Consider the following 25,330-nt stretch of genomic DNA (forward strand, 5'->3'; position numbering starts at 1 on the left):
GGAAGTAAGGTTACGCCTTCCAGGCGGGGGGCGTAGCCAGAAGCTGCTGATTAATCTCAAGGGCAAACAGGGCGGGGAGATCAAGGTAGGTGAGTGGCTTTTGGGTATGGATGGATTTCCAGAATGCCTCTTCCAATCTTTTCTGGCTGTTTTCATTCAGAAGGTCAAAGGCCTGTTCGAAGGCAGTGGGGGTCAGGGCTTTTTGAATCTCCGGAGAGAGCGCCTGATACAGTTCCTCTGCCGTTTTCGGGTAGTCTTTCTGGGGGCGGGTGTGAATGGTTCGTTGTATGAATTGTTCTCTCAACGGCTGTTTCACATCATTGGTCAGTAATTCCAACAGCATGCCAACCGGTTTCATCAGCCGCTCCGCCATTCTTTTCGACCAGGGCTTGTAACTGGGTATGGATTCAAAGGTTCCTGATGACGGGTTGAATCGTATCCCTTCGTTAGCCAGACGCTGGTTGATTTCCGCCGCCGTAAGCGCAGGGTTCCACTCCAGCTGATGGTCCGACTTCAGGGTGGCAATACGTTGCCGGTCACTTCCGAGCTCATTGCAGCAGTAGAGTTCATAGGTGTGAGAGAGGTCTCCTGCAGGTTGGCTTTCAAGAATCCGATTCATGCAATCAGGGCGCCCCTGTCGATCCCTTTCAGCGCTGTTCAGGAAGGTTTTTGCGGGCATTCTGGGGGCTTCTCCCGCCACTGACCTGGCCAGAACCGCCAGCGCTCTGGCAGTGTCGTTGCGGGTGATATCCACCACTTTCAGAGAGCGTCCAGCGGCTTCTGCTTTTTTCATCAGGCTTAAGACATCGTCAGCATCTGACAGCGCTGAGTCGAAGATAATAGTGCCGGACAGTCGCCCCTTGATCATTCCGTCCAGCAGGTTGAAAGCCATATTGGATGCTTGTTTATGTACCGCATGGTGGGAGAGGGTGGAGGATTTTCTCAGTGCTTTTTTCGCATTGTCTGAGCTGATAATACTGTCCGTCACCGCCCCCTGGCCTTCAGCCGTCTGATAAGTGGCTTCAATGTGACTGGTTTTTCCGGCACCAAACCCTCCCTTGTAGGCGACCACCTGGTGAGTGGTATCGGCTTTCATCTGTTCCATCGCTTTGATATACGTTACTTCCGTGTACTTCCTGGCCATGGACTGGGCTTCCGGAATCCAGCTGTCCGGCTTTTCCAGCCATTTCCAGAAAGCCCCATTGGACATCCCGGTTTGTGGAGCTGGGTGAGTGTACACCTCCCAGGAAGTCAGGCCTGCGCCGCTTTTCTCACTGGCCTGCAGCAGGGCGGTTCGGATAAAAAAACTGTGTTTCAGCGCTTTGCGTGGTTTTCCCGGTTCTCCATGGTCCAGGTTTTTCAGTTGTGTGAGCAGGGAAAGGAGTTGCTCCGGACGGTATTGCCTGAGCAATTGCTCTGACATTTGATCAATTTGATGGATTTCCCGAGCACCAGCCTCAAAGAGGAATGCCCCTGTATCAAAATGGTCACTGGCCCCAGGTAAAGCCGTTTCTGACAGCACTGCACAGGCCATGGACTCCAGAGTGGCCCTGTTGTGTTCTGGAGAGGGCAGGTGGGTACTGCCTTCTTGTTTGAGGGGTGGCTTGCTGGAAGATACTTTGCCTGCTTTACGGGTATGGAGCAGTGGTTTGTCGCTTTCCGGAGAAGGGGCGGCGGGCGGACGTGTTTTCCCTGCCGCTTTTGGCCGGACAGGTTTCTTTTCATCCTTCGGTTGTGGAGTCGTGTGTGCAGGACGGCCTGGCCGGTCAGTCGGTTCCAATCCTCTCTCCACTGGGGTGGTGACAATTCGGTAGGGGGTTGAGCGGTTTATCGGCCAGTAGAAAGGTTATTCAACGGCTAGCAGCCTGACTGGATAGGGGGGAAGGCTTTCCAGGCCGGGCTTTCTGGTTTACTGTGGGTATCAGCCGTGTGCAATAACAATTTTTGATCCATTGCCGTTCAGCCTTCCAGGGAAGGGAGGCTGTAGAAAAACAAGAATAGGAAGGGGAATGATTATGATGGAAAACTCCGTTGCCATTATTGGCACCTTTGGGGCCTACCTGGTGATTCTGTTATTGATCGGGTATTCAGCCTGGAAGCGCACTGGCGGATCAGAAGACTATTTTCTGGGAGGGCGGGCACTGGGCCCCTGGCCTGCAGCCCTCAGTGCCGGCGCTTCTGATATGAGTGGCTGGCTGTTACTGGGGCTTCCCGGGTACGCTTTTGCTGCCGGTTTTGAAGCATTCTGGCTGGCCGGTGGCTTGTTAGTGGGCACCTGGCTGAACTGGTTGCTGATGGCGCGACGCCTGAGAGTTTATAGCGTCAAGGCGGGTAATGCGTTGACCCTGCCGGAATTTTTTACCAACCGGTTTCGGGATAATTCCCGGATGCTGCAGGTGGTGTCGGCCTTTTTTATTCTGCTGTTTTTCCTTTTCTACACCAGCTCTGGCCTGGTGGCCGGTGGCAAGTTGTTTGAAACGGTCTTTGGCCTGGACTATTCATGGGCGGTGATGGCCGGAGCTTTATGCATTATTTCCTATACCCTGTTTGGTGGTTTCCTGGCGGTGTCCTGGACGGATCTGGTTCAGGGGCTGTTAATGGCGGCGGCGCTGGTGGTGGTACCCGTTATTGCTTTGCAGGGAGCGCCTGCGGATGCTTCGCTCATGGATCAGCTGGGGGCCATTAATCCCGAGTTACTTGACCCCTGGACCGATGCCAACGGCCAGGCCCTGAGCTGGATTGCCATTGTTTCTCTGGCGGCCTGGGGACTGGGGTACTTTGGGCAGCCCCATATTCTGGCTCGTTTTGCCGGTATTCGCTCTGAGTCCGATGTGCCTACAGCAAGACGGATTGCGGTGACCTGGAGTGGTCTTTCCATGGCGGGTGCCATTATGGCGGGGTTGGTGGGTCTGCTGTACATCAGTGGCCAGAATGTTGCCCTTGGTGATGGGGAAACCATTTTCATGGTGCTGGTGAACGCCATGTTCCATCCGGTGGTGGCTGGTATCCTGCTGGCTGCGATCCTGGCAGCCATCATGAGTACCGCAGATTCCCAGTTGCTGGTTTCATCGTCGGCCCTGGCTGAAGACTTGTATAAGGCAGTGTTCTGCAAAGATGCCAGCTCGTCAGAAGTGATGATGGTCGGGCGAATTTCCGTGGTGGTGATCGCCCTGGCGGCGATGTTTCTGGCCATGACGCCGGACAGTTCTGTACTGGGATTGGTGTCTTATGCCTGGGCGGGCTTCGGAGCGGCATTTGGACCGGCTCTGATGTTCAGCCTGTTCTGGAAGCGGATGAACCGTAATGGCGCTTTGGCGGGCATTATTGTGGGCGGCGTTACCGTGGTGGTTTGGAAGCAAATGACCGGCGGTATTTTTGAACTGTATGAAATTGTGCCCGGTATGCTGTTTGCCTCCATCGTTATCGTTGTGGTCAGCCTGATCTCTTCAAGCCCTGATGAAGCCATTTCAGCGGAGTTTGAGGAGGTGCGCCAGGCTTTGGCGTGAACGGACTCCAGCTAGCTGAAACTACTCGTTCCCATGCTTGTGTATGGGAACGTTCTATGAAACGACGGTGGTGCCGGTAAGAGGAGTCGAACCCCCGACCTTCTCATTACGAATGTAGATTTCCCATCTTTTCAGCACTACGGTACACTACACGACATAATATAATTAATGCCTGAAGCCCTTGATATACGGGGCTTTTGTAGGTGATAACCGATATTTGTGTATTAGCCCTATGGTTTCCCGTTTCTGTTTACAGGGGGTACCACGGGGGTACCGGAGTAGTGACCATGAGTAAGAACCTAACCGATACGGCTGTAAAAAAGCTGGAGTCTGGCAGGCTGTCAGACGGTTCAATATCTGGCCTTTACGTACTGGCCAGAGGTACCGGAAAGTTTTTCTACCTGAAGTACAAAGCAGATGGACAAAGCAAAACTCTATCCATAGGCAAGTGGGGCGATATAACCACAGCAGAAGCCCGTAAGCAGGCCATAGAGCTTAGAGGCCGGATAGTTAAGGGCATTGACCCACAGGCAGAGAAGCAAGCCAGAAAGGTCGCTATTGAGCGCCAGAAGCAGAGCACATTGAGAGCATTCCTTCATGGTGGATACAAGGAAGTAACACCAGAGAAGACAGCCAAGACAGTCATATACAACGTTGAACTCCAGTTTGCTGATTACCTTGATAAACCCATGAGCAGTATTACAGCTATCAGCCTGGAGAAGTGGAAGCGTGCCTACCCTGGAAAACCATCGGGAGCCAATCGCTACCTTGAGTCATTACGCGGAGTACTGACAAAGGCTTTAAAGGCTGGTCTGATAGACCGTCACCCTATGTCCGACGTGAAGCAACTAAAGATAGACAAGAACCAAGCCTACAAATACCTATCTGAAGACGCAGAATCAAGACTAATGGCCGCCATAGAAGCCCATAGCGGAGACTTTGAGGGCAAGGTAGTACGGTTGGATAGGTCAGAGCAAAGGCCTCTTGTAGAGCCTCAGAAGGCTTATATAAAGGCTATGGTAATGCTTGCCATTAAAACGGGGCTGAGAAGAGGTGAGATATACAAATTAAAGGTTTCTGACGTTGACCTGGACAACCGGATCATCACTGTTAGAGGTTCAGCCGCCAAGTCTGGCCAGACAAGACGAATACCACTGAACGACACAGCCCATACAATGCTATCGGCATGGATAAAAAAGACTTGCCCAACTGATCTTGTATTTCCTTCACCTGTTACCGGTAGGATGTTCGACAAAGACGGGCTGAATAAGGTTGTCGCCAGGATCGGAGATAAGGCTGGCATAGCCGGGTTGAGCTGGCACTGGTTTCGCCACACGTTCGGCACCAGGCTCGCACACAACAGGGTTGACCTTGTGACAATCAAGAACCTGATGGGGCATTCATCACTGGACGTTACGGCCAGATACCTGCATACCAACGATGAACTGAAGAAGCAGGCGGTGGCGGGGATATGATCAAATCGGAATATGTTTCTATTCTGAGAGCGTCGTCGCTTTCTGGCGCGTGTGTTGACGACATAGTTCAGGCGATTTTAGAAGAAAGGATCGGGGCTTTTATTTATATCCCCAGAGAAGCAATACCTGACTGCCCTACAAGGCCATGCAATCCTTACCAGCCATGCAATCCTGAAGCGTGCGGCACTGTTGAGTATGACACCATTGGTGGCCACTACGAGCTAATCCCTGATGCCGTTTATGAAGTATACAAGGCTGAAGGCTCGTATTATCACATCGACTCTTCTTGCATCATGTCTTTTGATGTCCCCGCTTACTGGGATGGGACAGACGTAAGCGTTGATGACGTTAGGGTAAAAAGGTCTGATATAGAGCAGCCAGAAGAGGATAGCCAGGCGATACCTCCGAACCTGGTTAAGCTAATGATGGAGCGAATAGCACACGACAACGAGCTTCAATGGCGCAATGGAAGACCCAGCTGTAATGGAATACAGGACTTGCTACTAGAACTAAAATCAAAAACCACTCAGACAGGATTATCAAGCGATAGAGCAAGAAAGAAACTAAGTGAGTTTTGGGACTCCCATAAGTAGCCGTTAAACTCCCAGACACCACCAAAACACCCCGCCACAATAGCCCTCACACCAGCACACACCACAGGGGGCAGCATGACAAGCACCAATCCAACCACCATCCCCAGACTGTCTGTCAGCACCAGTGAGGCAGCCTTTAAGCTTCATGTGGCAGAAGGCGATCTGCATAAATCCAGAGTAGACGGAAAGCTTCGAGGGGTACCAGCACCCCCATTTTTCAGGATCGGTCGGTCAGTCCGTTACAAGGTAAGCGACCTGCGTCTATGGCTTGAACGTCAACCGACATTTACCACCAATGCAGAAGCAGAGGCAGCACAATGAGCCAGGTTATTCAGTTTCCAGAGAAGCGAGAAATCACATTTAACGACTTCTGTCGGAGGGTTACGACAAAGCTTCAGGAATTGGGGCTTGCATATGTAGACGATGATGGACAGGTAGGCGTAGAGGCTGATGCAACCGCTTTTGCTAGCGCGGTTCTGAAAGAAATTATCGGCCATGACGACATGGTGAAGGCAATGAACATTAACCCGCTGATAACGTCGGCTCTGCTATTCGCTACCGCTGGGGCACTGGCACACCTTGACGGTTTCGAGAACGCTATAGAAGGCTGTTATGACGACCTGATGGGCGATCAGGGAACAGTCCATTAATCCAGCCATATAGACGCGTCCAGATTTGGGCGCACCTATTTAGACAACTGACTTCTTTTTTTTGTGGTGTTAATAGCTTCAGGCTATGGATGGTCTAATCCTGATAGAAATCCTTTGTTTGTGTATAACGCATAGTTAACTTAAAGTTTTCACGCCGTAACACATACAGGGGAATTTATGTCGAAGGATGTAATGCTTGCCGTGCGAATGCCTGAAGAACTCAGGGCGGCCTTCCAGAAGGCTTGTTATGAGAATGACAGGCACGCTGCACAGGTTATCAGGGAGTTCGTGAAGCGCTATATAGCGGAGCATGGACAGGAAAGCTTGAAGCTTAAATAACGGAGTGAACCCACCCGACCAGAGTTTGGCGACCAGATCGGGCAGGCAGTCACCACAAACGAGGAAGTCAGTAATGACCCCGGAAGTATACACAATGCGCTTGATTGACGTAAGCACCCTATCACCCCGCCAGCTTTCAGAACTGGCCGGCGCGGTATCCAAACCAGTCTTTGAAGGGCTTTTGAAAGCTTGGAGGGCTGGACAATGATTGTAGCCCCATCCCATTACCGCAACATGAAGCGGAAATTCTACCCAGCAGACTGGCCAGCAGAGGCTTTCAATTTCTGGGTTAATCATTGCTGGTCAACCAGTAAAGAACCCACCTGGGAACAATGGCTTGATTACAAGGCCAAGGTCGAACGCTTCAAAGGCGCAAGATCAGCGCGCAAGGCCAGCAGAATGGCGGCGCATCGTGAAGGGTTGGCAAAGCTTTATAGGGCGGTGAAGTGATGACGCAGCGTGAATTTATTAAGGTGTGCTTGCTAGCGCTTCTTGATGCCAGTGTTTCTTATCGGTTTATTTCGACAAACAAAAACAAGCCTGATAAAGAGCGGGAAGAATGGCTAAACAAAGCCAGAAAAGCTGATGAGGCGGCAGAAATACTCGAAGAAATTCTGAAGAATGGGGAGCGTGATGAGTAGCAGACAAAGCATTGACGTAGGTCGAGCCGCATTAAGCGAGGCTTTAAGCATGGTTTCAGCCGCGCCTGAATCAGACCTTTCAAGGCGTGAAAGAATGTCAATCAATCCAACAACCGATAGAGCGTCAAGCCGAAAAGAAAAAAAGGCGGCCAATGAATCGGTAGAATACATTAGGCCAGAGTATTCAGACATCGATGAGGCTGAAATACCAGCGGACGCAGGAAACCCGGCATATGGTGGTACGTCTGATTTTTTTCCTTATGAAAACATCACAGATGGATATGATAAAAAAATAAACTGGACGGTAAAAAAATATATCCCTGAATCGTCATTCGGCGTTATTTATGGGGCTTCAGAGTCATTTAAATCATTCCATGCTATTAGCTGGGCATCGTCTATAGCGTCTGGCAGAGAATGGAATGGGAACAGGTGCGTAAAGTCTCCGGTTTTGTACGTTGCAGCAGAAGGCGGTCTAGGGGTAAAGCGTCGCGCGCTCGGGTGGCAGATTACATACAACAACAGAAAACAAGTTGATTGGCTTTATTCAATAAGCGTACCGGTATTCATTGGTAGCTATGAACAAGTATCAATGCTGATTAATACGGTGATTAGAATTCAGGATGAAACGGGCGAAAAGGTGTCGGCGGTATTTGTTGATACGTTGGCTAGGTGCTTCGGTGGGGCTGATGAGAACAGAACAGCCGACATGAATCTATTTGTTGCTGGATGCGACAAGATAAAGGCAGCAACAGGGGCTTCTGTGATCGTTGTTCATCACACCGGGAAGGATGAGAAAAAGGATGCACGCGGATCCTCAGCCCTGAGAGGTGCTTGTGATTTTGAATACCGCGTAGATAGACCTGATAAAGGGATGTATTACACCCTTTCATGCACAAAGGCAAAAGACAGTGAGCCTCAACCAACGCAGGCGTTCGACATGGCTACGCGCTTTCTGATGCACGATGAAGACGGGGATGAAGTTACTACCCTTGTTCCATCGACAACGGGCAAGGAGCCGCCAGAGATTGAGGACGACAAGCCAGTGAAGCTAACAGGGAACCAGGAGGCGGTTCTACAGGCTATCAGGTCAAGGGCAGCAAGCGGAGAGCCAACGAACAGACAAGTTATTCTTGATGACTTCAAGGCTCAGGGTGGTAAGCAGAAGAACTTCGGGAGAACGCTTAACCAACTGATAGAAAGGGAGCTGGTTAGCCAGGACGAGGACGACGCTCTACGCCTGATTTCACAGGAGTAATCGTGCCTCGCCTCGCAAGGTTGTGTAAGGAAAACCAGTGGAGAGGTGTTAAAGAGAAAGCGCCTCAATCGATAAATCCCTTACACAGATTGCAGAGGTGAGGCTACCAAGCAACAGCCCCCCCCCCACCATTTTGTATAATAGGTTTTATGGGTGGGGTGACATCTAAGATCATAGAGCAGTACAAACCATGAACAACGTTCAAGAACTGACACAAATCGCCGCCAGACTGGAAGAACGAGCCAGGATGCATGAAATAGCATATGAGGCATTCGATAGCGGTTCCCACCTGGCGATGATGGACGTGGACAGGGAGTTGTCCAGGAGAATCAAGGCGGTGGTCGAACGACTGGGAGAGGATGAGGAAAAAGAGATATTCACAAAAGATGAATAACCATTCATAATAGCGACTCACTACTTGGTGATTGATATACAGCCCCGCCGGTTTCGGATGGGGTTTTTTTTTGTCTGGAGATTGAGGAAAAATAGATGGTCGGAAAATCTGACCATCCATGCGTTTAAGGCTTGATGGTTCCAGACTGGAATCATGCGCCAGCCTGCACAGAACAGCACTATCCCCAGACAATCCTTCCAGATTTCACACACCGCGCGACAACCATTCATAAAACTGCATATCTATAGCAATAACTTGCATAAATACCCGCTTAAGCGTATAAGAAAGCCTGAGTAATTTAGTCAGGTATTAGTTATGAGTGAACAGACAGTAGAAGAGCTTCAGAAATCAGTTAGCGCGCTTGAGGCGAAGCGTGACGAGCTATTGTCTGAACTCAAAACAGCCAGGGCAAAAGTTACCGAGCTATCTGGAGAAAATGAAACCCTGCGGGTAAGCATTGACGACAGAGACCGCCAGTCAGCAGAAGACACAAAGACGAAAGCACTTGATTCACTGATCGAGAATCATGTTATGCCTCAGTCTGCCGTCGTTACTAAAGCAGCACTGGCCATGACATTGCGTGTCAACAAAGCCGAAGACGGGGCTTATACCGTCGAATACTTCTCTCCAGCAGGCGAGAAACTGGAAAACCGCGATGATTGGGAAAAGTCCATTAAAGAGAACCCGGACTTTGCAGCAGTGATTATCAGAAGCCGCGCTTCTGGTGGTCAGGCCCCAACGAGCGGAACTGGTCAGCGGCCAGCCAGCCAACAGCAACAAAACAACTATGGGCTTAAATAATGGCAGGCGTTGACTCACTGCAAAACGTAATCATTCCAGATAATTGGCTGGAATATTCCGCTGAGGATATCGCAGAGAAAACCGCGTTCTTTGATTCTGGGGCGCTGGTAAAAAACAACATCATTCAGCAGGGCGCGTCTGGTACTGCGAACCTGTATGAAGTTCCCTATTGGAAGGATCTACAAGGGGCAGAGCTTGACCCCAACTATTCCAGCGGAAAGCATGACAGTAAGGCGACACCAAAGCAGGTAACGGCGGAAACCATGCAAGGGCGCATCATTCGAGCCAACCAGGCTTGGAGCGCCGCGGATCTGGCCAGCGAACTGGCAGGAAGCGACCCTATGCAGCGCATCGCCCAAAGAACGGATTCTTATTGGCGGCGACACCTTGAGCACAGAGTTATTGCAATGCTGAAGGGTATCTATCTTTCCAATAAGCAAACGTCAGCCAATGGCGGAAACGATGGAGACATGATCCACACCGGCACAGCAACGACTATAGATGACGTGGTGGAAGCCGGGTACACAATGGGAGACATGGCGGCCGATCTTACAACAATGGTTGTTCATTCTGACGTTGCCAAGCAGTTCAGGAAGAACCGGGAAATCGAATACCTGCGTCCCTCTGACGACAGTATGACAGTACCTACTGTCTCAGGTATGCGCCTTATCGTGTCTGACCTGATGCCTAAGGATGGAGCGAATTATATTTCCGCTCTGATTGCTCCAGGCGCGTTCGGTTACGGTATGGGCAATCCCAAGAACCCGGTAGAGACCCAACGTGATGCACTCGGCGGTGACGGTGGCGGCGTAGAAACCCTTGTCACCAGGAAAACATTCTCTATTCATCCACTGGGGTGGACATGGAAAAACACGACTGTGACAGGAGAATCCCCAACGCTGGCAGAACTGGCGCTTCCTGCTAACTGGGGGCGGAAATTCTCCCGGAAGAATGTACCGGTAGCGTTCCTCGCGGCTCCAGCAACGGGAAAGCCATAGGCCCGAGCTTTGACAGCAGCTTTGACTCAAGCTTCTGTTAGGGCGATTAAGGGCATAACAGAAGGGGGTTCAGGCCCCCTTTTCTATATCTGGGGGTAGTAATGAATCAGCCGACACTTAGAGATCTTAAAAACCTTCTGAGATGCCAGGAGGATCGGTGGGCATTCTTCCAGGGGCAGAAAAACAGAGGCAGTCAGGCCAGAGTATTCAGGCTGAAAGCCATTGAAACCAAGAAGCGTATTCTGGCCATGACGATAAACGGAGAGCAGCAATGAGTTTTACCCTTGCCGACATGAAAAGAGAGCTGGCTCAGGCTGAAAAGCTGGCGGCAAGACTGCGAGCCAATAAAAACCTTGAGGGAGCCAAGGAATACAAGGCGAAGGCTAACGACTTGCGCCTTCAGGTTGAATTACGAGAAATTGAAGAACGCTACGGGGTGACAGAATGAGAGAGAGAAAAGCATTAAGCGTTCAGGATATCAAGTTTATTGACTGGTATCAGGTGGGTGGTTTCGGTGATGCCAGAGAAGCAGCCCAAAAGGCTGGTATTGAAGCTTCTGATACTTCCGTATGGCGCATGATGAAGCGCAGGGCGATAGCTGAAGAGATAACAACAAGGAAGCGCAATAACAGCCCTGAGGAGGCTGTATACAGGCTGAAAATGCTGAAGCTTCAGGAGATTGTAGATGACCCAGAAAGCAAGCCAAGCGATGTTATCAGCGCAATTAAGACCATGAGCCATATTGACGGGGATATGAAACGTGAGCGTGAAGAAAAGCAGGCAGAAGCGCCAACAATCAGCTTCACAAGCCATACCGCTAAGTGAGCCACAGATATCATTCCTGAAGTCTGAGTCAAGATTCCCGGCTTTTGTTGCCGGGTATGGTGCTGGTAAAACCCACGCCGCCATTGCCAGAATCCTTTTAAAGATGCAGGAGAACCCTGGATCAAATGCCGCCTACTATTTACCAACGTATGATCTGGTAAATATGACGGTAAAGGCGAAGATTCCTGAGATGCTGACAGAGTGGGGCATCGGATTTAAAACAAGGTCCACACCGACCCCGGTTATTTCTGTAGAAGGGCTTGGAGATATTCACCTACGTTCACTTGATCGGCCAGAGCGCGTAGTGGCGTACGAGGTAGCACATTCTGTTATTGATGAGCTGGACACCTTGCCGCTACTGAAGGCGGAAATAATATGGAGAATGGTTGTAGCCAGGAACCGGCAGCCAATCACCAACGGACATAACACGGTTGCAGTTGCCACCACTCCCGATCATGGGACTGGTGGATTTATGTATGATCGTTGGGTGCTGAATAAAACAGATCAGTTTGAGCTGATACAAGCCCCGACCTATTCCAACCCTGTTATGACTCAGGATTACATTGATAACCTGAAGTCCAGCGTGCCAAGGCACAGACACGGTGCTTTCATTGAGGGCAACATCGAAGCTATCAACCATGATCTTGTCTACGTGGAGTACGACCCACTGTTAAACGGATCAGGTGAGCTTCTGGAAGAGTTTGACCACTTGCATATAGGGATGGACTTTAATATTACCCAGTGTGCAGCCGTGGTCATGGTTGAGCGTAACGGCCAGTTCCACTGTATTGATGAAATTACAGATGGATATAACACCGATGATATCTGTCAAAGGCTGTTGTCCAGGTATGCAGCCTATCTGAATAGAGAAACGGTCTACAGGCATAATCTGCCAAACATTCACCGGAAGGGTATTACCGTCTACCCAGATGCAGCAGGACGACAGCGCAAAACAAGTAGTGATACGACAGATATTAGAATTATCGAGAAGTACGGCTTTGATGTTCAGGTGGAAAACAGAAACCCAGCCATTCTGGACAGGGTGAATACTGTAAATAGAGCCTTCTGTGATGGACACGGAGAAAGACGGCTATATGTGAATCAAGAGCGATGCCCAACCCTTCACAGGGCATTGGTGAGCCAGGGCTTTAAGAATATGCTTCCAGACAAGGAAAGCGGCCTGGATCATGTTCTGGACAGCTTGGGGTATGGCTGTATGCAAATACTTCCCATTGAGAACTACGTAACAGGCTTCCATATAGGGTTTGCTACGTAGATGAGAGGCTGTTTACGGTATTGAGAATCATTATTAATAAGAATATTGAGGGCTACCTTACCGGGCGGCCTTTTTTGTTGCTCGAAATCATGGTAGGCCGCGTGGTTACTGAGCTGTAGGGAACTTCCGCAGGCTGTGTAAGTTGGAGTTTGAGTTATGCCCTCCACAAAGATATACCCGACTGTTTTACTCGGAAATGCCGGCGCCTGGATCCAGAAATAATCCTTACTGCCGGTAAATCATCTTACCGGTATTAAAAACCATTGTTATCCACAACGTGTGGAAAAGTGAGGTTTATTGAGGAAAAGGGGTACCACGGGGGTACCGGGCTTACTGGTCAACTACTGCAATTATTGTAAGTCATTGATTTTACTGGTGCCGGTAAGAGGAGTCGAACCTCCGACCTTCTCATTACGAATGAGCTGCTCTACCAACTGAGCTATACCGGCAAGCGTGGAGACTTTATATCACAGATGGCCGCAGGTGCAAGCTGGATGGTAGAGGGGAGAAGGCTGACGGTGGGGTATTCACCGCCTTTTTCTGAAAGGTCTGCTCAGAAGAGCCGATGGGTTTCCACTGGAAACCCCATGCCCATAGCAAAAGGAAAGGCATTAATCCTGCGTCACCCGGTTAACCTCTTCCAGACTGGTGACCCCTTCCAGGGCTTTCAACAGGCCTGACTGCCTCAGGTTGTTGAACCCTTCTTTCTGGGACTGTTCGGAAATTTCCAGGGAGTTGCCCTCTTCCATGATGATCTGCTGCATTCCCGGGGTGATGGACACCACCTCGTAAATACCCACCCGGCCCTTATAACCCTTGTTGCAGCTGTCGCAACCTTTGGGGCCGAAGATCTCGGCATTGGCGGCCTGCTCTTCAGTGAAGCCTTCTTCCAGCAGAGTCTCTTTGGGGATATCTATTTTCACTTTACAGTTATTGCACAGTCTTCGGGCCAGGCGCTGGGCGATGATCAGGCTGACCGAGGTGGCGATGTTAAAAGCGGGTACCCCCATGTTCTGCAAACGGGTCAGGGTTTCTGCCGCACTGTTGGTGTGCAGGGTCGACATGACCATATGGCCGGTCTGGGCCGCCTTGATGGCAATGTTGGCGGTTTCCAGGTCCCGGATCTCCCCCACCATGATGATGTCCGGGTCCTGACGCAGAAACGCCCGGAGCGCCTGGCTGAAGTCCATCCCCTGTTTTGGATTGACGTTCACCTGGTTGATCCCCTCCAGGTTGATTTCCACCGGGTCTTCAGCGGTGGAAATGTTTCTTTCCGGGGTGTTCAGGATATTCAGGCCGGTGTAGAGGGACACGGTTTTACCGGAACCGGTGGGACCGGTCACCAGAATCATGCCCTGGGGCTGGTGCAGGGCCTCCATATACATGGCCTTCTGCTCTTCTTCGTAACCCAGGGCGTCAATGCCCATTTTGGCGCTGGAAGGATCGAGTATTCGGAGGACAATTTTTTCCCCCCACAGGGTGGGCAGGGTGTTCACCCGGAAGTCGATGGCCTTGGATTTCGACAGCTTCATTTTGATCCGGCCATCCTGAGGCTTTCTCCGCTCGGAAATGTCCATGGCGGACATAATCTTCAGGCGGGAGGCGATTCTGGGGGCCAGGGCTGAGGGGGGACGGGTGACTTCATGAAGGACGCCATCAGTCCGGAAGCGAACCCGGTAGGATTTTTCATAGGGTTCGAAGTGAAGATCCGAAGCGCCTCCCTTGATGGCAGACAGCAGCATCTTATTCACGAACTTCACCACCGGGGTGTCATCTTCACCGCCGGCCTGAACATCGTCTCCCCCCTCTTCGGCAGCACCGACTTCAAGCTCCTCCAGGTTGCCGAATTCATCATCGTCCAGGCCGGACAGGGCATCTCCGGAATCATCCAGAGCCCGGTCAATCAGTTTCTCCAGGGCTTCTGGCTCAGCCAGTACTGTATCCACGCTGAGCCCCGTGGTGAAGCGGACTTCGTCAATACCCTGATGATCCGATGGGTCAGAAATCGCCACATAGAGTTTGGCTCCCCGTTTGCTCAGGGGCAGCAGATTGTGTTTGCGGATCAGTTTTTCCTGAACGGCGTCGGTGGGGACATGGTCCTTGTCAAAGGCACTCAGGTCGATCACCGGCAGGCCAAACTCTTCGGCGGTGGCCAGCAGAAGATTTTTCGGAGCCACCAGTTTTTCATCGAGGAGGTATCGGGAAAGGGATTTACGTGCTTTGGACGCTTTGGCTTCGGCGTCGTGAATGGCATCTTCGTCAAGCAGCTGGTCGGCCAGCAGGCGGGCGGCCAGCCCATTCAGTGGTTTGTTTGCCATAACCCGTGTCGGTCCATGAATTTTAACATTGATTGTTAATTACTATATCAGCATCCCCGTTCGATAGTTAAGGGAGAGACCGTTAACTGAGACGCGGCTGACGCTTTTGCTTTGCTATATACCCAAAGGATTTGGAGTTGCTACGCAGCCACAAAGTAGCAGCTTCAAAGGCGACGGGTATAGGCATCTTTTCCCAACAGGCATGAAAGTTGAGCTACAGTGAAAGTCCGGAAGGAGGGGCTTATGGATAACCTGTACGAACGTGATTTCTACCAGTGGGTGAAGCAGCAGCAGGCACTGCTGAAGGCGCATCGCTTTGATGAGCTGGATGTTGACAACCTGCTTGAGGAGCTGGAAGACGTGGGTAAGGGTGAGGTCAGAGAACTGGAGTCGCACCTGGTGATTTTAATGACTCATTTGCTGAAACTGGATTATCAGTTGAACCGGCTGAAAGACCCCTGGGTTCAGGACAAAGTCATGCATACCTGGATGCCCAGCATTAATAACCCCAGAACCCAGATGATGTTGTTGCTGGAAAGCAGTCCGTGCCTTAAGTCTCAGCTGGCCACCGCTGTTGAAAACAGTTATCCAAGGGCTCGAAAGGCTGCTGTTGAACAGTTAAACCGATATATCCAGTCGGATCGATTGAAATTGCTTCCGGATACGTTGTCAGAAGTGTGTCCATGGACCGTGGATCAGCTTCTGGATCATCAGTTTCTTCCTGAGGTGGAATGAATCCTTTATGAGCAAATCCCTGTATGAAGGCCTGAAGCGTGTGGGTATTGATGATGAGCTGGCTTATGAGGTCAGCCTCTCTCTGGATCCGGATCATAATGCCAGTAAAAAAGATGTATTGATGCTTCAAGAGGCGATTCTTCAGGTTCAGTTGACCACCGAGACCCGATATAACGAACTGAAAAATGAAATCAAGGAGGTGCGTACGGACCTTCGTCATGAAATTTCCGGTGTCCGGACGGACCTGCACCGGGAAATTGCCAGTGTTCGAACCGACCTGCACCGTGAAGTGGCAGGTGTCCGAACCGATATGGCCGGATTAAGCCGACAGTTCTGGATCACCTTCGGTGGTTTGATCACCACCATTCTCAGTGTCTTTATTGTGAATTGGTATTTTCATCAGTGAGGCATTGATTGTGCCTTTATGATCGACGCTCATTTCATCCAGGTTGCCTTTCCAGCAAAATTTGCCTCGGTAGTTGCGGATTTTACTCTGAGCCTGCAATGCTTTTGCCATGGCTTTTATATCATCTACGTTATGGTTCCCCATTGTTTTTCCAGAGCGTCAATGTTGGTTTTTGAAGGGTAGTGGGTTATCCGGTTTTGGCCAGCTTTTGGGGGCATTAATTGAGGTGGCGAGATGTCAAGAATGGTTCAGGCGGGTCTTAAACGGCAGGAAGAGGAGGAGGAAAAGCTCGAGGCTTTGAAGGCAGAGTGCCTCAAAGGTGAAAACAGCCCGGTGGATCAGGACTTTGACCCGGATGCCTTTCTGGATAAGCTTCACAGGCGCCACCTGTTAATCCACTGAAGCGCTTTGAAGGTAAAACTGAAAAAGGACACAATGGCCCGTGTGACTGAATGTGTATGATTTTTCTTCTGAATCGCCCTCTCCTGTTTCTCTAAATTAAACGACACCTGGTGTTATTTTGCGTGTTGTTTTTTTGAACTTCTTCTCAATTTTTACACTTGATTTTGTCGAAACGGCATCGAAATCAATGAACCGGCGTTCCTGCTGCTAACCCTGACGTAAAGCCCCTTGAGAGCCCTGGGGTGGCGTGATATTGTACGACGGTGCTATTGATACCCGATGTACTGCCTGCTGTGAAAAAACGTTTTTACCCGGTAAAAACGGCGCTTCAGGAGGATGGGTATTCAGGATCAGTGTTCAGGGAGCGAGCATGGAGGCAGCCCTTTTGGTCTGCCGGAAAAGTACAACAGGTTGGCGGCTGGAGGAAGAGCAGTACTTCAGTCGAAACAGCCGTGGTGAAGGTGCCGTTGATGTGAACGCTCTTCCCCTTCTCCATTTGGGAGAAGGCTGGGATGAGGGGGAAAACAGCAGCGCTTTCACCAATAAAGAATGCAGCTTCAGCTGTTGTAATTGAGTTTTCTGGTTTGCAGAACCTGGCTTGTTTAATAAGGCCGGGCAGCCCAGAGGCTCTTTGAAGAGAGTGTCGCCGGTTTCTTTCCTCTCGGGGGGAGGTGGGTGGCGCTGTCGCAATAATTCGTGAATACAGTCCTGGGGGACAGAAGAACATGAAAAAACAGCAGGGTTTTACTCTGATTGAATTGATGATCGCTGTTGCGATCATTGGTATTTTGGCAGCGGTAGCGATTCCGCAGTATCAGGCTTATACGAGAAATGCCCAAGCTACAGCAGCTCTTGCTGAAGCAAATTCTTATAAGACAAACATAGCTGTGTGCCTACAAAGTAACCCTGTCTCTGAATGTTCTGTTGGCGGCGGTAATGTTCCAGGCGAACTAGGGGTGGTAACTCAGGGCACTGATGATGCAACCTTCGATGTTGAACCTGGTGGTGCCTTTGGCTCGCAGTCATTAACATTTACTCCTGATACTACTGGAGCAGTTTGGACCGTAACTTGTGACAGGGGTTCTGTTACGGCAGATGATCCAAATGACTTGTGTACACAGGATGCAGTCGCTAATTATCCAGGATTTTCTTCGTAACGCCTAACTTGTTCCCACGCTTTTAGGCCTTTAGGCCCTCCGGGTCCCCGCGTGGGAATGCCTACCTGCTCAGAGGGGTGCGAACTTACTGAAAGGTGAGCACTCCCACGCAGAATATCCTCAGGGATGAAGTGCACCCCAACAAGCGCCGGGTGCCCTAAAATTGGCATAAAAGCGCAACTGGGACCTAAAGGGCATGGGAGCGAGGGGGAAGCCGGTCAGATTGTAGTTGACTGGTTCTCGGGCTCTTTGCTAGCAGGCTTAAAAAGAAAACTCATGTCGTTCACTCCTTCCCTTAAGCATCTCCCAAAAGCGACACCCTTCAATTCAGTTTCAATCTATTCAGCTCAACTCCGGCTTTTACTCTTTTTCGCGATTCCTGCTTTGCTGGTCTGTGTTCAACTCTCGGGTTTGGTACAGCTACCCTTCAGTCCCCAGGGGTTTAACGGCAAACGGGTGCTGAAACTGTTGATGGCACTGCTGCTGTTTGCTGTGGTATTACTGCCTTTTCGTTTTTCATACGCCGTCCGGCAGGCTCTCTGGGAGCGATTGGGTAATTTCCCTTTGCCCCTTCGTCTTGGCTTGTTGATGGTGCTTTGCCTGGGCGTCGTGAGCAGTCTTTTGTCCAATTACCCCCAGAAAGGTCTTCAGGAAGTGGGGCTATATGGGATTCTGTTATGTATGGCGGGTCTGACCTCCATTGCAGGCCTACAGGAACGCCATTGGTATGCTGTGCTTTGGGGAGCCTCTGTTGCTCTGCTCTTCTATTGCATAGGGTATTTTTTTCAATACATTCTGTTTCTGGAATACCAGCCCCTTCCCTGGAGCCATTCTACCCATGAGTATTCCAATCCCAGAACCTTTAACCATGTGCAGGGCTGGCTGATTCCCTTGCTGGCCTTGTTGCCTCTGATGGCCAGAGGCCGGTGGCAGCGGTTCAGCGGGTTTGGGCTGGCCTGTCTTTATTTCTTTATGATGGTGACTGCTGTGCGTGGTTTACCCTTCGCCTTACTGGCTGTTTTCGGGGTCAGTGTTCTGGCCTTTCGTCAGCAGGCCATGACGTTGCTGAGAGTGCATCTGAAGGCTTTGATTTTGGGGCTTTTTGTTTACCTGTTGTTGTTGCAGTTTATTCCATGGCTTATCGGACAGGGACAAGGAGCAAGCAATGCTGTGGCTCGGATAAGTGGGGGGGGGAGCGGGCGCCTTGAACTTTGGACGACCGCCTGGCAACTGTTCAAGCAGTCACCCTGGATAGGGGTGGGCCCTCAACAGTTTATTGTTTCTGTGAGCTGGCCAGGTTCTCCCCATAATATTCTGTTGCAATGGCTTAGTGAATGGGGGGCGGCGGCTACCTTATTGATGGTTTCTCTGTCGGTGTATGGCGGCTTTCGCTATATGATGGGGTTGAGAGCCCGAATCCGGGGTGGGGGGCTGAGTGAATCCGATGCCAATGTTCAGGTAGCGGTGTTTATGTCTCTGCTGACTTCCGGGCTGTATGCCCAGGTGAGCGGTGTGTTTATTACCCCTTTAAGCCAGCTGCTTTTGGTGCTGGTGGCCGGAAGTGCAATTACTTTTCATTTTCGTGATAGAGCACAGTCTTCCTCACCAGTGAGCCGACTGGAAAAAGGAATCTGGCTTGTGGTGCTGGGTGGTTTGCTGGTGACCTTCTATTGGATTTTTTATCACGAATTCTGGTTGGGGGAGTATTCGCTGTTCAAAAGCATGGAGGAGAATGCCCCTCGGTTCTGGTTAAATGGGGACTTTGTATCGGGTGGTTAATTAACCCTTTCTCACGCTCTTGGCTAAGGAATAGTCCTTGCGTAACTACCCGGTTTGCACTCCGCCTCCGTTCACCCTGAGCCCGAACGAGGCAGGAGTATTTGGAAATAGGGACGTTATTTCGGGGACCAATCCTAAAGGCATAAAGTCGCGACTGGGACCCGAAGGGCCTAAAGACCTAAAAGCCTAAAGAGCATGGGAACAAGACAGACTGGAGAGAGAAGCTGACTATTTTTCTCGATAACGATCAATGATCATCCGAATCTGCTCGTCTTGAATATCAGCCTGTTCTGATTTGCTGTACAGCGTTACGAGGATAATATCCTCTTGGGTTTGAAGATAGTAGATGACTCGATAACCGCCGCTCTTGCCTCGCTTGGCGTTCTGGTTACGAACTCTGACTTTGTAGAGCACTGATCCTGAAATCTGAAGACGGTCACCCGGAGTCAGCCCTGCAGATAAGTCGTTCAGCAAGGGTTCAAGGTCTTCACGCAAGTTACGGTATTTTTTCAACAGCTTCGTCAATGAGCGCTTAAACTCATGGGTGAAAAGCAGCCGGGTCAATGATCAAGCCCTTTCCATAGCTCGTCAATGGGTTGGACATCACCTTCACGAACCTCTTTCCACCCTTTTTCGAAAGAGTCTTCAGCGTTGTCGAGGGCAACGCTTTCCCGAAAGCTGTGCACAATACTGAGTAAGGCTGGCAGGTATTCTCTGGGCACCTGCAGAATTTCTTGCTGCAGTCTTTCCTGTATGTTGGTTTCATTTTCTTTCATAACGGTTTGCCCACCTGGAATAATGACTGTTTTTTCAATTATTGTGAGTGAAGTGTAACAGAGCAATATCGATTTTGACTTTATTTCTGTAATTGATCTACGGGCTCTCAGGCAGGCTTTATTCCGAATGATTCTTGGTCGATAGGTACAAAAATACGTACAATGTTTTTCGTCGATATTAAAAGGAGAGGAGGAGAATGTATGGATGTGATGAGCTATAGCGATTTTCGGGGCAATCTGGCGAAAACTCTGGACCGGGTGAATGACAATCACAAGCCGGTGATGGTCACCCGGCAAAACGGTAAACCCGCAGTGGTGATGTCTTTGGAAGATTTTCAGTCCTATCAGGAAACGGCCTATCTGATGGCCAGCCCGAATAATGCCCGACGGTTGAATGAAGCGATTGAGCAGGTTGAGTCGGGTAACGCTTCAGAACATGGGTTGATTGACGAATGATACTGTCCTGGGCAGATCCAGGTTGGGATGATTATCTTTACTGGCAGAAGATTGATAAGAAGCAGCTTAAGCGTATTAACGCCCTGATCCGGGATATTCAGCGTGAACCCTTTCAAGGATTGGGTGACCCGGAGCCCTTGAAGCATCAGTGGGCGGGGTATTGGTCAAGAAGAATCGACCGGGAGCATCGGCTGGTGTATAAAGTTACGGATGCTTCTATTGTTATTGTTCAATGCCGCTACCATTATTGATTCGCTTCCTGACTTTCAGTCGAGCATCAGGCTGTACTGGGTAGGAGGTGGGCCGCATAAAGCAGAGCGGCCCTGATGTGACTGGCCTCCAGATTTGGGTGGTCTTCCAGAATCGCCTGCTGGGTCATGCCATTTGCCAGCATTTCAAGAATATCGGCAACCGTGATACGAGTACCTTTGATGCAGGGTTTTCCGAAGCGTTTGGACGGGTCAATGTCTATGTGCCGTAGATAGTCATCATCGTTTTTTTTATCCATGGTTTTCTCCTGTTATCCGGCACTATGAACATCCTTGGCGATAAGGATGTTCAGGGCTTGGTGGTAATGTCTTGCAGGGAGCCGGACACATACTTGTGAATAATGCTGGACACCAGCGTCTGGTAGGGGATGCCTTCCCGCTGGGCCTTTGACTGGATGGCCGCCAGGTCCCGGTTGGACAGGCGAATGTTGATGAGTTTGCACAACTGTTTGATTTCTCCTATTGTTTTATGGGCGTCTTACTTTCGTCTTACCTGTTTTTGGAGGTTTTTATGGATCAGCAAACGGTGATGTCAAGCAAGGGACAGGTGGTGATTCCGGCAGCGATTCGAGAGACCCTGGGGCTTAAACCGGGGCAGCCTTTCCAGCTGGAGCTGACGAAAGAAGGGGTTTTACTCAGACCTGTTTATCCGGATGTAAAAGAAACCTCTCTGGATAAGGTTGCAGGCTTTTTATATCGGAAGAATCAGTCGGCGCGTTCAATTGAAGATATGGATGAAGGGATTCGCCGTGGTGTTGAGGAGAGACAGGAGGAGCAGGAGTGATTGGTATTGACACTAATGTTTTAGTCAGGCTCCTCACGAGGGATGATGAGCATCAGTATAAAAAAGCATGTCTCTTGTTTGAAAGGCCCCTTGTTTATATCAGCGATACTGTATTTCTTGAGACAGAATGGGTGCTCAGATACAGCTATCAATATGAAGTGGCTGAGATCAATGATGCCCTGAAGGCTGTTCTTGGTTTGCCGAATGTGAAAACGTCCAATGTTGAATCGTTGAAAACGGCTCTGCGCTGCCATCGGGAAGGCATGGACTTTGCCGATGCACTTCACTGCTCAGGGGCCGCAAGTTGCCATTCTTTTTATACCTTTGATCGCCGGTTTGTTAAAAAAGCCAAAGAGAGTTCTTTACAGGCTGATGTTGTACTGGTTGTTTGATCCTGCTTCTGGCCTTCAATCTTCCGGCAGCCAGTCCTCTTCCATAATCTGCTCAAAGGTCCAGGGGCAGGTATCCGGGAAGCTGGACTCATCCAGTCTTTGATGAGACTGCACGCAACGGTTCATTTCTTTAATGGCGAGTTTTTTAAAGGTTTCTGGAAAGCGCTTTTGGGGAAAAATGTGGAAAATGGATCAATCCACCCGAATTTCCCTGGCTTTCAATTTCGATGGGAGGATGCCTGAAAAGAAAAAGCGCTCCTGACTGGTGCCTTTCTCGTAATTTACTTCGTACATCAGGGTGAAGGGGAGCTGGCGGTTTTTCTGCCACTGCTCATAACTGGCGTGCCAGCCGATGTAGCGGTGTCCCTGGTAAGCCCCGAGCTCCTTGGCCAGCAGAGGCTCATAGGTTTTTCTGTGCCGTCCGGTGGCGGAAACCCAGTTGTTGCCGGTGCGGATGATCAACAGGTCTTCCTGAAGCGCCTGGTCACTTTCGTGAGGACTCGAAGGGTGACGCTCTGATGAGCCTTCTTTTGATAAATGATTTGAAAAATAGTCATCCACCTGCTGCTGATAAATAAACTGCAGGCTGACCAGTGCGGTCAGGAGCCCCGATACCAGAACAATGACCAGAATAACCAGTCTTGATAGCCAGGAAGCGGTTCTATTGTTGATAAGTATTCTATTGGTAATGGCCATTGTCTTGATTCCTTCTTCCCTGATTCTGCTTTTTTGAAAACATCGACCTTGAAAAGCATCGACTAAGAGTGGCTATCGGACGGATGGCAGAAAAAAAGAGGTGGTCGGTCTGAAGAAAATCAGTGCGAGACAGATGAAGAGGAGAGTTTGCCTACTCTTTAAAGAGCTGAAGGACGTTGCCGACTAAAGAGAGAAGCGACTCATTGCAGGGCCTGAAGCATTACGCATAAAGAGTGCATAAGCGAGCACGCAGAACATTTAACGGTTGAGGACAGCAACATGAAAACAGGGATGTTAAAAGGTATGAAAAAGGCCCGGATGATGGGCTTTACATTGATCGAACTGATGATCGTTGTGGCCATCATCGGTATTCTGGCTGCTGTGGCGATTCCCCAGTATCAGTCATATACCCGTAATGCAACAGCCAGCGCGGCTCTCAGTGAGGTTAAGGCTTTCCAGACCTCGGTTGCCATTTGCGCCCAGACAAGAACGATTCAGAACTGTACCCCAGGCAGCAATGGTGTTCCCCCTGTGACAGGAACCAAAGTGACTCAGGGAACCTATTCTGATAACGCTTATGCAGAGCTGGTTGTCACTCCAGGTAGCTCATTTGGTACAGGCAACGGAGCCCAGACTCTGATTTTCCGGTCTGATGCCACTGGGGCCAACTGGACCATGTCCTGTAATAACCAGAGCATCACATCGGCCAACAACCTTTGCGCTACCAGCGCGGTGACTGACTTTCCTGGATGGAACAGCAACTCCAACGGTTCGTTCTGATCTACTCCCCCCTTCTTTACTGAGTGGGGGGAATCCAGAGGTCAGATTACAGGCTGTCCATAAACCTCTTATTTCCCATAGCCCGGGAATAAGAGGTTTTTTCTTTGTACTCAGTGCTTATTCAAGAAACGTTCTGGGTAAGGCCTAAAAATAAAAGGTATTTTCCCGATGGTTAATCAGGTGCTATAAATAGGTCACTCAACAGGTTAATAAGGAGCAGTCGGATGGATACCCGCTTTTCAGAAGATGTTATTCCTCTGTCGGATCTTAAGGTGAACCCTGGGAAAGTGGTGAAACATGTACGAGAGTCTCAAAGGCCTGTTCTTTTAACCAGCCGGGGCAGGGGGGTAGCGGTTGTTCAGGGGCTTGATGAATATGAAAAAGCCCAGGAATCTCTGGCCTTTATTAAAGCCGTTGCCCAGGGGTTAATGGAGGCCAGGCAAGGGGATACCTTGTCGCTGGATGATATTAAAGAAAAGCTGGAACTGGATTAATGGAGCTTGATTTCGCTCGCTCAGCTCTGGAAGATATGCAAGAAATCCAGTGTTATTTTCAGGATGAAGGTGTGCCGGAAATAGATCGTAAACTGGTTTCTGAAATGATTGAAAAAGCGCACAGATTAACTTCTAATCCTCTTTCAGGTCGTGAAGTACCTGAATTCGAAGAGCACAACTTAAGAGAACTGATTCATCCTCCTTATCGTGTGGTCTACCTGTTAAGGAGTAAGTCCATTACTGTGGTCAGAGTATGGCGGTCTGAGCGTCTTTTGAAACTCCCCTGATTTACTGATGCTCTTCGCTCTGGAGTTTCATCCAGAAATCCACCACCTCCATGACTTCTGGCTGCTCCAGATACGTCTTCATGGACTGAATGGTCTGTTCTCCCAGTCCAGCCCTTTCTTTCAGAGTTTTCGGTGAGGCCAGCAGCAATGCCTTCCAGTCATTGAAGGTATTGGCCAGTTTTCGGGTTCTTGACTCACCGATACCGGGCAGGCTGAGGGCTCTCAGTTGACGGCGGAAAGGGAATGGGTGTTTCAGGCGCTTCACATAGTTTTCAGACTGTTCTTTACTCATACCGGCACTGATCAGGGCTTGCTGATCGAGTTTCAGGATATCCGCCAGTGCTTTCACCCGTCCTGAAGCCACCAGTGTCTCGATATGGGGTTTATCCATACCTGGTAGATCCAGCCCATGGTGACCTGTCAGCCAGTTCAGCCGGGCTACCAGTTGCTGCTCACAACCGGCGGTCATTGTCAGGCAGGTAAAGGTGCTGTAACGGCCGGTATCCGGGTATTGGGGGAGCTTGCGGTGAGAGGGTCGAAACAGTGCTTTATTGAATACAGGAGTGGCCGCTCCTTTTAATCCAATGCTGATGCGGTCTCCCGGGGCCAGATTCCGGCGCTGAAGGTTATTGATGCTCCCCAGGGATACTTTTTCGATGGTTTCTCCCCGAATCTGGACGGGCTGCAGATGGAGGACCGGAGTGATATGACCGGTTCGACCGGCGCTGTTCAAATTAAGTGTTGCTCTACCCAATGTATAGAAACTTGATCTAAAAAAGCCTCCTCTGAGAAGAGTTGAGTTTTAAGAAACCTTTTCCACCCGAGGTAACGAGACAGGTATTTTGT

General features: G+C 50.1%; 38 protein-coding genes and 1 tRNA gene. 29 read left to right on the forward strand and 10 right to left on the reverse strand.

The window, feature by feature from the left end; all coding sequences use genetic code 11:
• Positions 1-10 precede the first annotated feature (10 nt).
• Positions 11-1,780, reverse strand: coding sequence for a zeta toxin family protein (locus tag ACNRUY_RS08485; RefSeq protein ID WP_488111221.1), 1,770 nt, complete (start codon positions 1,778-1,780; stop codon positions 11-13).
• Positions 1,781-2,015: 235 nt separating this feature from the next.
• On the opposite strand from ACNRUY_RS08485, the gene putP reads away from it, so the two are divergent.
• The 16 genes from putP (at position 2,016) to ACNRUY_RS08565 (ending at position 12,753) form a co-directional block, all read left to right on the forward strand.
• The gene (gene putP, locus ACNRUY_RS08490) at positions 2,016-3,506 is read left to right on the forward strand and encodes a sodium/proline symporter PutP (RefSeq protein WP_488111222.1); all 1,491 of its coding nucleotides are present in this window, start codon (positions 2,016-2,018) and stop codon (positions 3,504-3,506) included.
• 287 nt (positions 3,507-3,793) lie between these two features.
• Positions 3,794-4,981 (forward strand): site-specific integrase, encoded by a 1,188-nt coding sequence (locus ACNRUY_RS08495; protein ID WP_488111223.1) that lies wholly within the window; start codon positions 3,794-3,796, stop codon positions 4,979-4,981.
• A complete protein-coding gene (locus ACNRUY_RS08500; protein ID WP_488111224.1) occupies positions 4,978-5,574 on the forward strand; it encodes a hypothetical protein in 597 nt (198 codons plus the stop codon). The genes ACNRUY_RS08495 and ACNRUY_RS08500 overlap by 4 nt, the downstream gene beginning before the upstream one ends.
• A 75-nt stretch (positions 5,575-5,649) precedes the next feature.
• On the forward strand, positions 5,650-5,895 hold the full coding sequence (locus tag ACNRUY_RS08505; RefSeq protein WP_488111225.1) for a helix-turn-helix domain-containing protein: 246 nt from the start codon (positions 5,650-5,652) through the stop codon (positions 5,893-5,895).
• Complete coding sequence (locus ACNRUY_RS08510) at positions 5,892-6,224, forward strand: hypothetical protein (RefSeq protein WP_488111226.1); 333 nt, start codon at positions 5,892-5,894, stop codon at positions 6,222-6,224. Before ACNRUY_RS08505 ends, ACNRUY_RS08510 begins: the two co-directional genes overlap by 4 nt.
• Positions 6,225-6,401: 177 nt before the next feature.
• Positions 6,402-6,563 carry a hypothetical protein gene (locus ACNRUY_RS08515; protein ID WP_488111227.1) on the forward strand — a complete coding sequence of 54 codons (162 nt, stop codon included), beginning with the start codon at positions 6,402-6,404 and terminating at the stop codon, positions 6,561-6,563.
• A 204-nt stretch (positions 6,564-6,767) separates the two neighbouring features.
• A complete protein-coding gene (locus tag ACNRUY_RS08520; protein ID WP_488111228.1) occupies positions 6,768-7,013 on the forward strand; it encodes a hypothetical protein in 246 nt (81 codons plus the stop codon).
• Positions 7,013-7,204: a hypothetical protein gene (locus ACNRUY_RS08525; RefSeq protein ID WP_488111229.1), complete on the forward strand. Its 192-nt coding sequence runs from the start codon at positions 7,013-7,015 to the stop codon at positions 7,202-7,204. The genes ACNRUY_RS08520 and ACNRUY_RS08525 overlap by 1 nt, the downstream gene beginning before the upstream one ends.
• Positions 7,197-8,459, forward strand: a complete 1,263-nt coding sequence (locus ACNRUY_RS08530; RefSeq protein WP_488111230.1) for a helicase RepA family protein — start codon at positions 7,197-7,199, stop codon at positions 8,457-8,459. The genes ACNRUY_RS08525 and ACNRUY_RS08530 overlap by 8 nt, the downstream gene beginning before the upstream one ends.
• Positions 8,460-8,649: 190 nt before the next feature.
• Positions 8,650-8,853: a hypothetical protein gene (locus tag ACNRUY_RS08535; RefSeq protein WP_488111231.1), complete on the forward strand. Its 204-nt coding sequence runs from the start codon at positions 8,650-8,652 to the stop codon at positions 8,851-8,853.
• A gap of 315 nt (positions 8,854-9,168) precedes the next feature.
• Positions 9,169-9,654: a hypothetical protein gene (locus ACNRUY_RS08540; protein WP_488111232.1), complete on the forward strand. Its 486-nt coding sequence runs from the start codon at positions 9,169-9,171 to the stop codon at positions 9,652-9,654.
• Entirely contained in the window at positions 9,654-10,652 is a 999-nt protein-coding gene (locus ACNRUY_RS08545; protein WP_488111233.1) for a hypothetical protein, read from the forward strand. The genes ACNRUY_RS08540 and ACNRUY_RS08545 overlap by 1 nt, the downstream gene beginning before the upstream one ends.
• Positions 10,653-10,753: 101 nt before the next feature.
• A complete protein-coding gene (locus ACNRUY_RS08550; protein ID WP_488111234.1) occupies positions 10,754-10,927 on the forward strand; it encodes a hypothetical protein in 174 nt (57 codons plus the stop codon).
• A complete protein-coding gene (locus ACNRUY_RS08555) occupies positions 10,924-11,100 on the forward strand; it encodes a hypothetical protein (RefSeq protein WP_488111235.1) in 177 nt (58 codons plus the stop codon). The genes ACNRUY_RS08550 and ACNRUY_RS08555 overlap by 4 nt, the downstream gene beginning before the upstream one ends.
• Entirely contained in the window at positions 11,097-11,477 is a 381-nt protein-coding gene (locus tag ACNRUY_RS08560) for a hypothetical protein (RefSeq protein ID WP_488111236.1), read from the forward strand. Before ACNRUY_RS08555 ends, ACNRUY_RS08560 begins: the two co-directional genes overlap by 4 nt.
• Positions 11,413-12,753 carry a hypothetical protein gene (locus ACNRUY_RS08565; protein WP_488111237.1) on the forward strand — a complete coding sequence of 447 codons (1,341 nt, stop codon included), beginning with the start codon at positions 11,413-11,415 and terminating at the stop codon, positions 12,751-12,753. Before ACNRUY_RS08560 ends, ACNRUY_RS08565 begins: the two co-directional genes overlap by 65 nt.
• A gap of 373 nt (positions 12,754-13,126) precedes the next feature.
• Here the strand turns inward: ACNRUY_RS08565 and ACNRUY_RS08570 are convergent.
• Together ACNRUY_RS08570 and pilB are read right to left on the reverse strand one after the other, a co-directional pair.
• Positions 13,127-13,202, reverse strand: a tRNA-Thr gene (locus ACNRUY_RS08570).
• A 162-nt stretch (positions 13,203-13,364) separates the two neighbouring features.
• The gene (gene pilB / locus ACNRUY_RS08575; RefSeq protein WP_488111238.1) at positions 13,365-15,071 is read right to left on the reverse strand and encodes a type IV-A pilus assembly ATPase PilB; all 1,707 of its coding nucleotides are present in this window, start codon (positions 15,069-15,071) and stop codon (positions 13,365-13,367) included.
• Between the two features lie 243 nt (positions 15,072-15,314).
• Here pilB and ACNRUY_RS08580 point away from each other — a divergent pair, with 243 nt between their 5' ends.
• The 6 genes from ACNRUY_RS08580 to ACNRUY_RS08605 all read left to right on the forward strand — a co-directional run bounded on the left by ACNRUY_RS08580 (position 15,315) and on the right by ACNRUY_RS08605 (position 19,550).
• Positions 15,315-15,806 (forward strand): DUF29 domain-containing protein, encoded by a 492-nt coding sequence (locus ACNRUY_RS08580; RefSeq protein WP_488111239.1) that lies wholly within the window; start codon positions 15,315-15,317, stop codon positions 15,804-15,806.
• 7 nt (positions 15,807-15,813) lie between these two features.
• Positions 15,814-16,212, forward strand: a complete 399-nt coding sequence (locus ACNRUY_RS08585; protein ID WP_488111240.1) for a hypothetical protein — start codon at positions 15,814-15,816, stop codon at positions 16,210-16,212.
• Between the two features lie 234 nt (positions 16,213-16,446).
• A complete protein-coding gene (locus ACNRUY_RS08590; RefSeq protein WP_488111241.1) occupies positions 16,447-16,614 on the forward strand; it encodes a type II toxin-antitoxin system ParD family antitoxin in 168 nt (55 codons plus the stop codon).
• 370 nt (positions 16,615-16,984) lie between these two features.
• Entirely contained in the window at positions 16,985-17,188 is a 204-nt protein-coding gene (locus tag ACNRUY_RS08595) for a hypothetical protein (RefSeq protein WP_488111242.1), read from the forward strand.
• 151 nt (positions 17,189-17,339) lie between these two features.
• Complete coding sequence (locus tag ACNRUY_RS08600) at positions 17,340-17,771, forward strand: pilin (RefSeq protein ID WP_488111243.1); 432 nt, start codon at positions 17,340-17,342, stop codon at positions 17,769-17,771.
• Positions 17,772-18,227: 456 nt separating this feature from the next.
• Positions 18,228-19,550, forward strand: a complete 1,323-nt coding sequence (locus tag ACNRUY_RS08605) for an O-antigen ligase family protein (protein WP_488111244.1) — start codon at positions 18,228-18,230, stop codon at positions 19,548-19,550.
• 228 nt (positions 19,551-19,778) lie between these two features.
• Here the strand turns inward: ACNRUY_RS08605 and ACNRUY_RS08610 are convergent, their stop codons facing one another.
• Positions 19,779-20,114 (reverse strand): type II toxin-antitoxin system RelE/ParE family toxin, encoded by a 336-nt coding sequence (locus ACNRUY_RS08610; RefSeq protein ID WP_488111245.1) that lies wholly within the window; start codon positions 20,112-20,114, stop codon positions 19,779-19,781.
• The gene (locus ACNRUY_RS08615) at positions 20,111-20,326 is read right to left on the reverse strand and encodes a hypothetical protein (protein ID WP_488111246.1); all 216 of its coding nucleotides are present in this window, start codon (positions 20,324-20,326) and stop codon (positions 20,111-20,113) included. Before ACNRUY_RS08615 ends, ACNRUY_RS08610 begins: the two co-directional genes overlap by 4 nt.
• A gap of 201 nt (positions 20,327-20,527) precedes the next feature.
• On the opposite strand from ACNRUY_RS08615, the gene ACNRUY_RS08620 reads away from it, so the two are divergent.
• Complete coding sequence (locus tag ACNRUY_RS08620) at positions 20,528-20,782, forward strand: type II toxin-antitoxin system Phd/YefM family antitoxin (RefSeq protein WP_488111247.1); 255 nt, start codon at positions 20,528-20,530, stop codon at positions 20,780-20,782.
• The gene (locus ACNRUY_RS08625) at positions 20,779-21,033 is read left to right on the forward strand and encodes a Txe/YoeB family addiction module toxin (RefSeq protein WP_488111248.1); all 255 of its coding nucleotides are present in this window, start codon (positions 20,779-20,781) and stop codon (positions 21,031-21,033) included. The genes ACNRUY_RS08620 and ACNRUY_RS08625 overlap by 4 nt, the downstream gene beginning before the upstream one ends.
• Positions 21,034-21,059: 26 nt before the next feature.
• On the opposite strand, the gene ACNRUY_RS08630 is transcribed toward ACNRUY_RS08625, so the two are convergent.
• Positions 21,060-21,290: a DUF433 domain-containing protein gene (locus ACNRUY_RS08630; protein ID WP_488111249.1), complete on the reverse strand. Its 231-nt coding sequence runs from the start codon at positions 21,288-21,290 to the stop codon at positions 21,060-21,062.
• A 50-nt stretch (positions 21,291-21,340) separates the two neighbouring features.
• Positions 21,341-21,514, reverse strand: coding sequence for a hypothetical protein (locus ACNRUY_RS08635; RefSeq protein ID WP_488111258.1), 174 nt, complete (start codon positions 21,512-21,514; stop codon positions 21,341-21,343).
• Between the two features lie 48 nt (positions 21,515-21,562).
• On the opposite strand from ACNRUY_RS08635, the gene ACNRUY_RS08640 reads away from it, so the two are divergent.
• Entirely contained in the window at positions 21,563-21,835 is a 273-nt protein-coding gene (locus tag ACNRUY_RS08640) for an AbrB/MazE/SpoVT family DNA-binding domain-containing protein (RefSeq protein ID WP_488111250.1), read from the forward strand.
• Complete coding sequence (locus tag ACNRUY_RS08645; protein WP_488111251.1) at positions 21,832-22,227, forward strand: type II toxin-antitoxin system VapC family toxin; 396 nt, start codon at positions 21,832-21,834, stop codon at positions 22,225-22,227. Before ACNRUY_RS08640 ends, ACNRUY_RS08645 begins: the two co-directional genes overlap by 4 nt.
• 15 nt (positions 22,228-22,242) lie before the next feature.
• Here the strand turns inward: ACNRUY_RS08645 and ACNRUY_RS08650 are convergent, their stop codons facing one another.
• Together ACNRUY_RS08650 and ACNRUY_RS08655 are read right to left on the reverse strand one after the other, a co-directional pair.
• Complete coding sequence (locus ACNRUY_RS08650) at positions 22,243-22,341, reverse strand: DUF29 family protein (RefSeq protein ID WP_488111252.1); 99 nt, start codon at positions 22,339-22,341, stop codon at positions 22,243-22,245.
• 78 nt (positions 22,342-22,419) lie between these two features.
• Entirely contained in the window at positions 22,420-22,923 is a 504-nt protein-coding gene (locus ACNRUY_RS08655) for a hypothetical protein (RefSeq protein WP_488111253.1), read from the reverse strand.
• Between the two features lie 318 nt (positions 22,924-23,241).
• Between ACNRUY_RS08655 and ACNRUY_RS08660 the strand changes: the two genes are divergently transcribed.
• The 3 genes from ACNRUY_RS08660 to ACNRUY_RS08670 all read left to right on the forward strand — a co-directional run bounded on the left by ACNRUY_RS08660 (position 23,242) and on the right by ACNRUY_RS08670 (position 24,484).
• The gene (locus ACNRUY_RS08660) at positions 23,242-23,703 is read left to right on the forward strand and encodes a pilin (RefSeq protein ID WP_488111259.1); all 462 of its coding nucleotides are present in this window, start codon (positions 23,242-23,244) and stop codon (positions 23,701-23,703) included.
• A 224-nt stretch (positions 23,704-23,927) separates the two neighbouring features.
• Positions 23,928-24,197 (forward strand): type II toxin-antitoxin system Phd/YefM family antitoxin, encoded by a 270-nt coding sequence (locus ACNRUY_RS08665; protein WP_488111254.1) that lies wholly within the window; start codon positions 23,928-23,930, stop codon positions 24,195-24,197.
• Positions 24,197-24,484, forward strand: a complete 288-nt coding sequence (locus ACNRUY_RS08670; RefSeq protein WP_488111255.1) for a type II toxin-antitoxin system RelE/ParE family toxin — start codon at positions 24,197-24,199, stop codon at positions 24,482-24,484. The genes ACNRUY_RS08665 and ACNRUY_RS08670 overlap by 1 nt, the downstream gene beginning before the upstream one ends.
• Position 24,485: 1 nt before the next feature.
• On the opposite strand, the gene ACNRUY_RS08675 is transcribed toward ACNRUY_RS08670, so the two are convergent.
• Positions 24,486-25,217 carry a helix-hairpin-helix domain-containing protein gene (locus ACNRUY_RS08675; RefSeq protein ID WP_488111256.1) on the reverse strand — a complete coding sequence of 244 codons (732 nt, stop codon included), beginning with the start codon at positions 25,215-25,217 and terminating at the stop codon, positions 24,486-24,488.
• Between the last annotated feature and the right edge of the window lie 113 nt (positions 25,218-25,330).

It is taken from the genome of Endozoicomonas sp. Z74 (genome assembly GCF_057680865.1).

Bases quoted from the DNA above. Each gene is read 5' to 3' on its own strand.
- putP (WP_488111222.1), top strand. From the start codon at position 2,016: ATGATGGAAAACTCCGTTGCCATTATTGGCACCTTTGGGGCCTACCTG.
- ACNRUY_RS08495 (WP_488111223.1), top strand. From the start codon at position 3,794: ATGAGTAAGAACCTAACCGATACGGCTGTAAAAAAGCTGGAGTCTGGC.
- ACNRUY_RS08500 (WP_488111224.1), top strand. From the start codon at position 4,978: ATGATCAAATCGGAATATGTTTCTATTCTGAGAGCGTCGTCGCTTTCT.
- ACNRUY_RS08505 (WP_488111225.1), top strand. From the start codon at position 5,650: ATGACAAGCACCAATCCAACCACCATCCCCAGACTGTCTGTCAGCACC.
- ACNRUY_RS08510 (WP_488111226.1), top strand. From the start codon at position 5,892: ATGAGCCAGGTTATTCAGTTTCCAGAGAAGCGAGAAATCACATTTAAC.
- ACNRUY_RS08515 (WP_488111227.1), top strand. From the start codon at position 6,402: ATGTCGAAGGATGTAATGCTTGCCGTGCGAATGCCTGAAGAACTCAGG.
- ACNRUY_RS08520 (WP_488111228.1), top strand. From the start codon at position 6,768: ATGATTGTAGCCCCATCCCATTACCGCAACATGAAGCGGAAATTCTAC.
- ACNRUY_RS08525 (WP_488111229.1), top strand. From the start codon at position 7,013: ATGACGCAGCGTGAATTTATTAAGGTGTGCTTGCTAGCGCTTCTTGAT.
- ACNRUY_RS08530 (WP_488111230.1), top strand. From the start codon at position 7,197: ATGAGTAGCAGACAAAGCATTGACGTAGGTCGAGCCGCATTAAGCGAG.
- ACNRUY_RS08535 (WP_488111231.1), top strand. From the start codon at position 8,650: ATGAACAACGTTCAAGAACTGACACAAATCGCCGCCAGACTGGAAGAA.
- ACNRUY_RS08540 (WP_488111232.1), top strand. From the start codon at position 9,169: ATGAGTGAACAGACAGTAGAAGAGCTTCAGAAATCAGTTAGCGCGCTT.
- ACNRUY_RS08545 (WP_488111233.1), top strand. From the start codon at position 9,654: ATGGCAGGCGTTGACTCACTGCAAAACGTAATCATTCCAGATAATTGG.
- ACNRUY_RS08550 (WP_488111234.1), top strand. From the start codon at position 10,754: ATGAATCAGCCGACACTTAGAGATCTTAAAAACCTTCTGAGATGCCAG.
- ACNRUY_RS08555 (WP_488111235.1), top strand. From the start codon at position 10,924: ATGAGTTTTACCCTTGCCGACATGAAAAGAGAGCTGGCTCAGGCTGAA.
- ACNRUY_RS08560 (WP_488111236.1), top strand. From the start codon at position 11,097: ATGAGAGAGAGAAAAGCATTAAGCGTTCAGGATATCAAGTTTATTGAC.
- pilB (WP_488111238.1), bottom strand. From the start codon at position 15,071: ATGGCAAACAAACCACTGAATGGGCTGGCCGCCCGCCTGCTGGCCGAC.
- ACNRUY_RS08580 (WP_488111239.1), top strand. From the start codon at position 15,315: ATGGATAACCTGTACGAACGTGATTTCTACCAGTGGGTGAAGCAGCAG.
- ACNRUY_RS08585 (WP_488111240.1), top strand. From the start codon at position 15,814: ATGAGCAAATCCCTGTATGAAGGCCTGAAGCGTGTGGGTATTGATGAT.
- ACNRUY_RS08590 (WP_488111241.1), top strand. From the start codon at position 16,447: ATGTCAAGAATGGTTCAGGCGGGTCTTAAACGGCAGGAAGAGGAGGAG.
- ACNRUY_RS08595 (WP_488111242.1), top strand. From the start codon at position 16,985: ATGGAGGCAGCCCTTTTGGTCTGCCGGAAAAGTACAACAGGTTGGCGG.
- ACNRUY_RS08600 (WP_488111243.1), top strand. From the start codon at position 17,340: ATGAAAAAACAGCAGGGTTTTACTCTGATTGAATTGATGATCGCTGTT.
- ACNRUY_RS08615 (WP_488111246.1), bottom strand. From the start codon at position 20,326: ATGAAAGAAAATGAAACCAACATACAGGAAAGACTGCAGCAAGAAATT.
- ACNRUY_RS08620 (WP_488111247.1), top strand. From the start codon at position 20,528: ATGGATGTGATGAGCTATAGCGATTTTCGGGGCAATCTGGCGAAAACT.
- ACNRUY_RS08625 (WP_488111248.1), top strand. From the start codon at position 20,779: ATGATACTGTCCTGGGCAGATCCAGGTTGGGATGATTATCTTTACTGG.
- ACNRUY_RS08630 (WP_488111249.1), bottom strand. From the start codon at position 21,290: ATGGATAAAAAAAACGATGATGACTATCTACGGCACATAGACATTGAC.
- ACNRUY_RS08640 (WP_488111250.1), top strand. From the start codon at position 21,563: ATGGATCAGCAAACGGTGATGTCAAGCAAGGGACAGGTGGTGATTCCG.
- ACNRUY_RS08655 (WP_488111253.1), bottom strand. From the start codon at position 22,923: ATGGCCATTACCAATAGAATACTTATCAACAATAGAACCGCTTCCTGG.
- ACNRUY_RS08660 (WP_488111259.1), top strand. From the start codon at position 23,242: ATGATGGGCTTTACATTGATCGAACTGATGATCGTTGTGGCCATCATC.
- ACNRUY_RS08665 (WP_488111254.1), top strand. From the start codon at position 23,928: ATGGATACCCGCTTTTCAGAAGATGTTATTCCTCTGTCGGATCTTAAG.
- ACNRUY_RS08670 (WP_488111255.1), top strand. From the start codon at position 24,197: ATGGAGCTTGATTTCGCTCGCTCAGCTCTGGAAGATATGCAAGAAATC.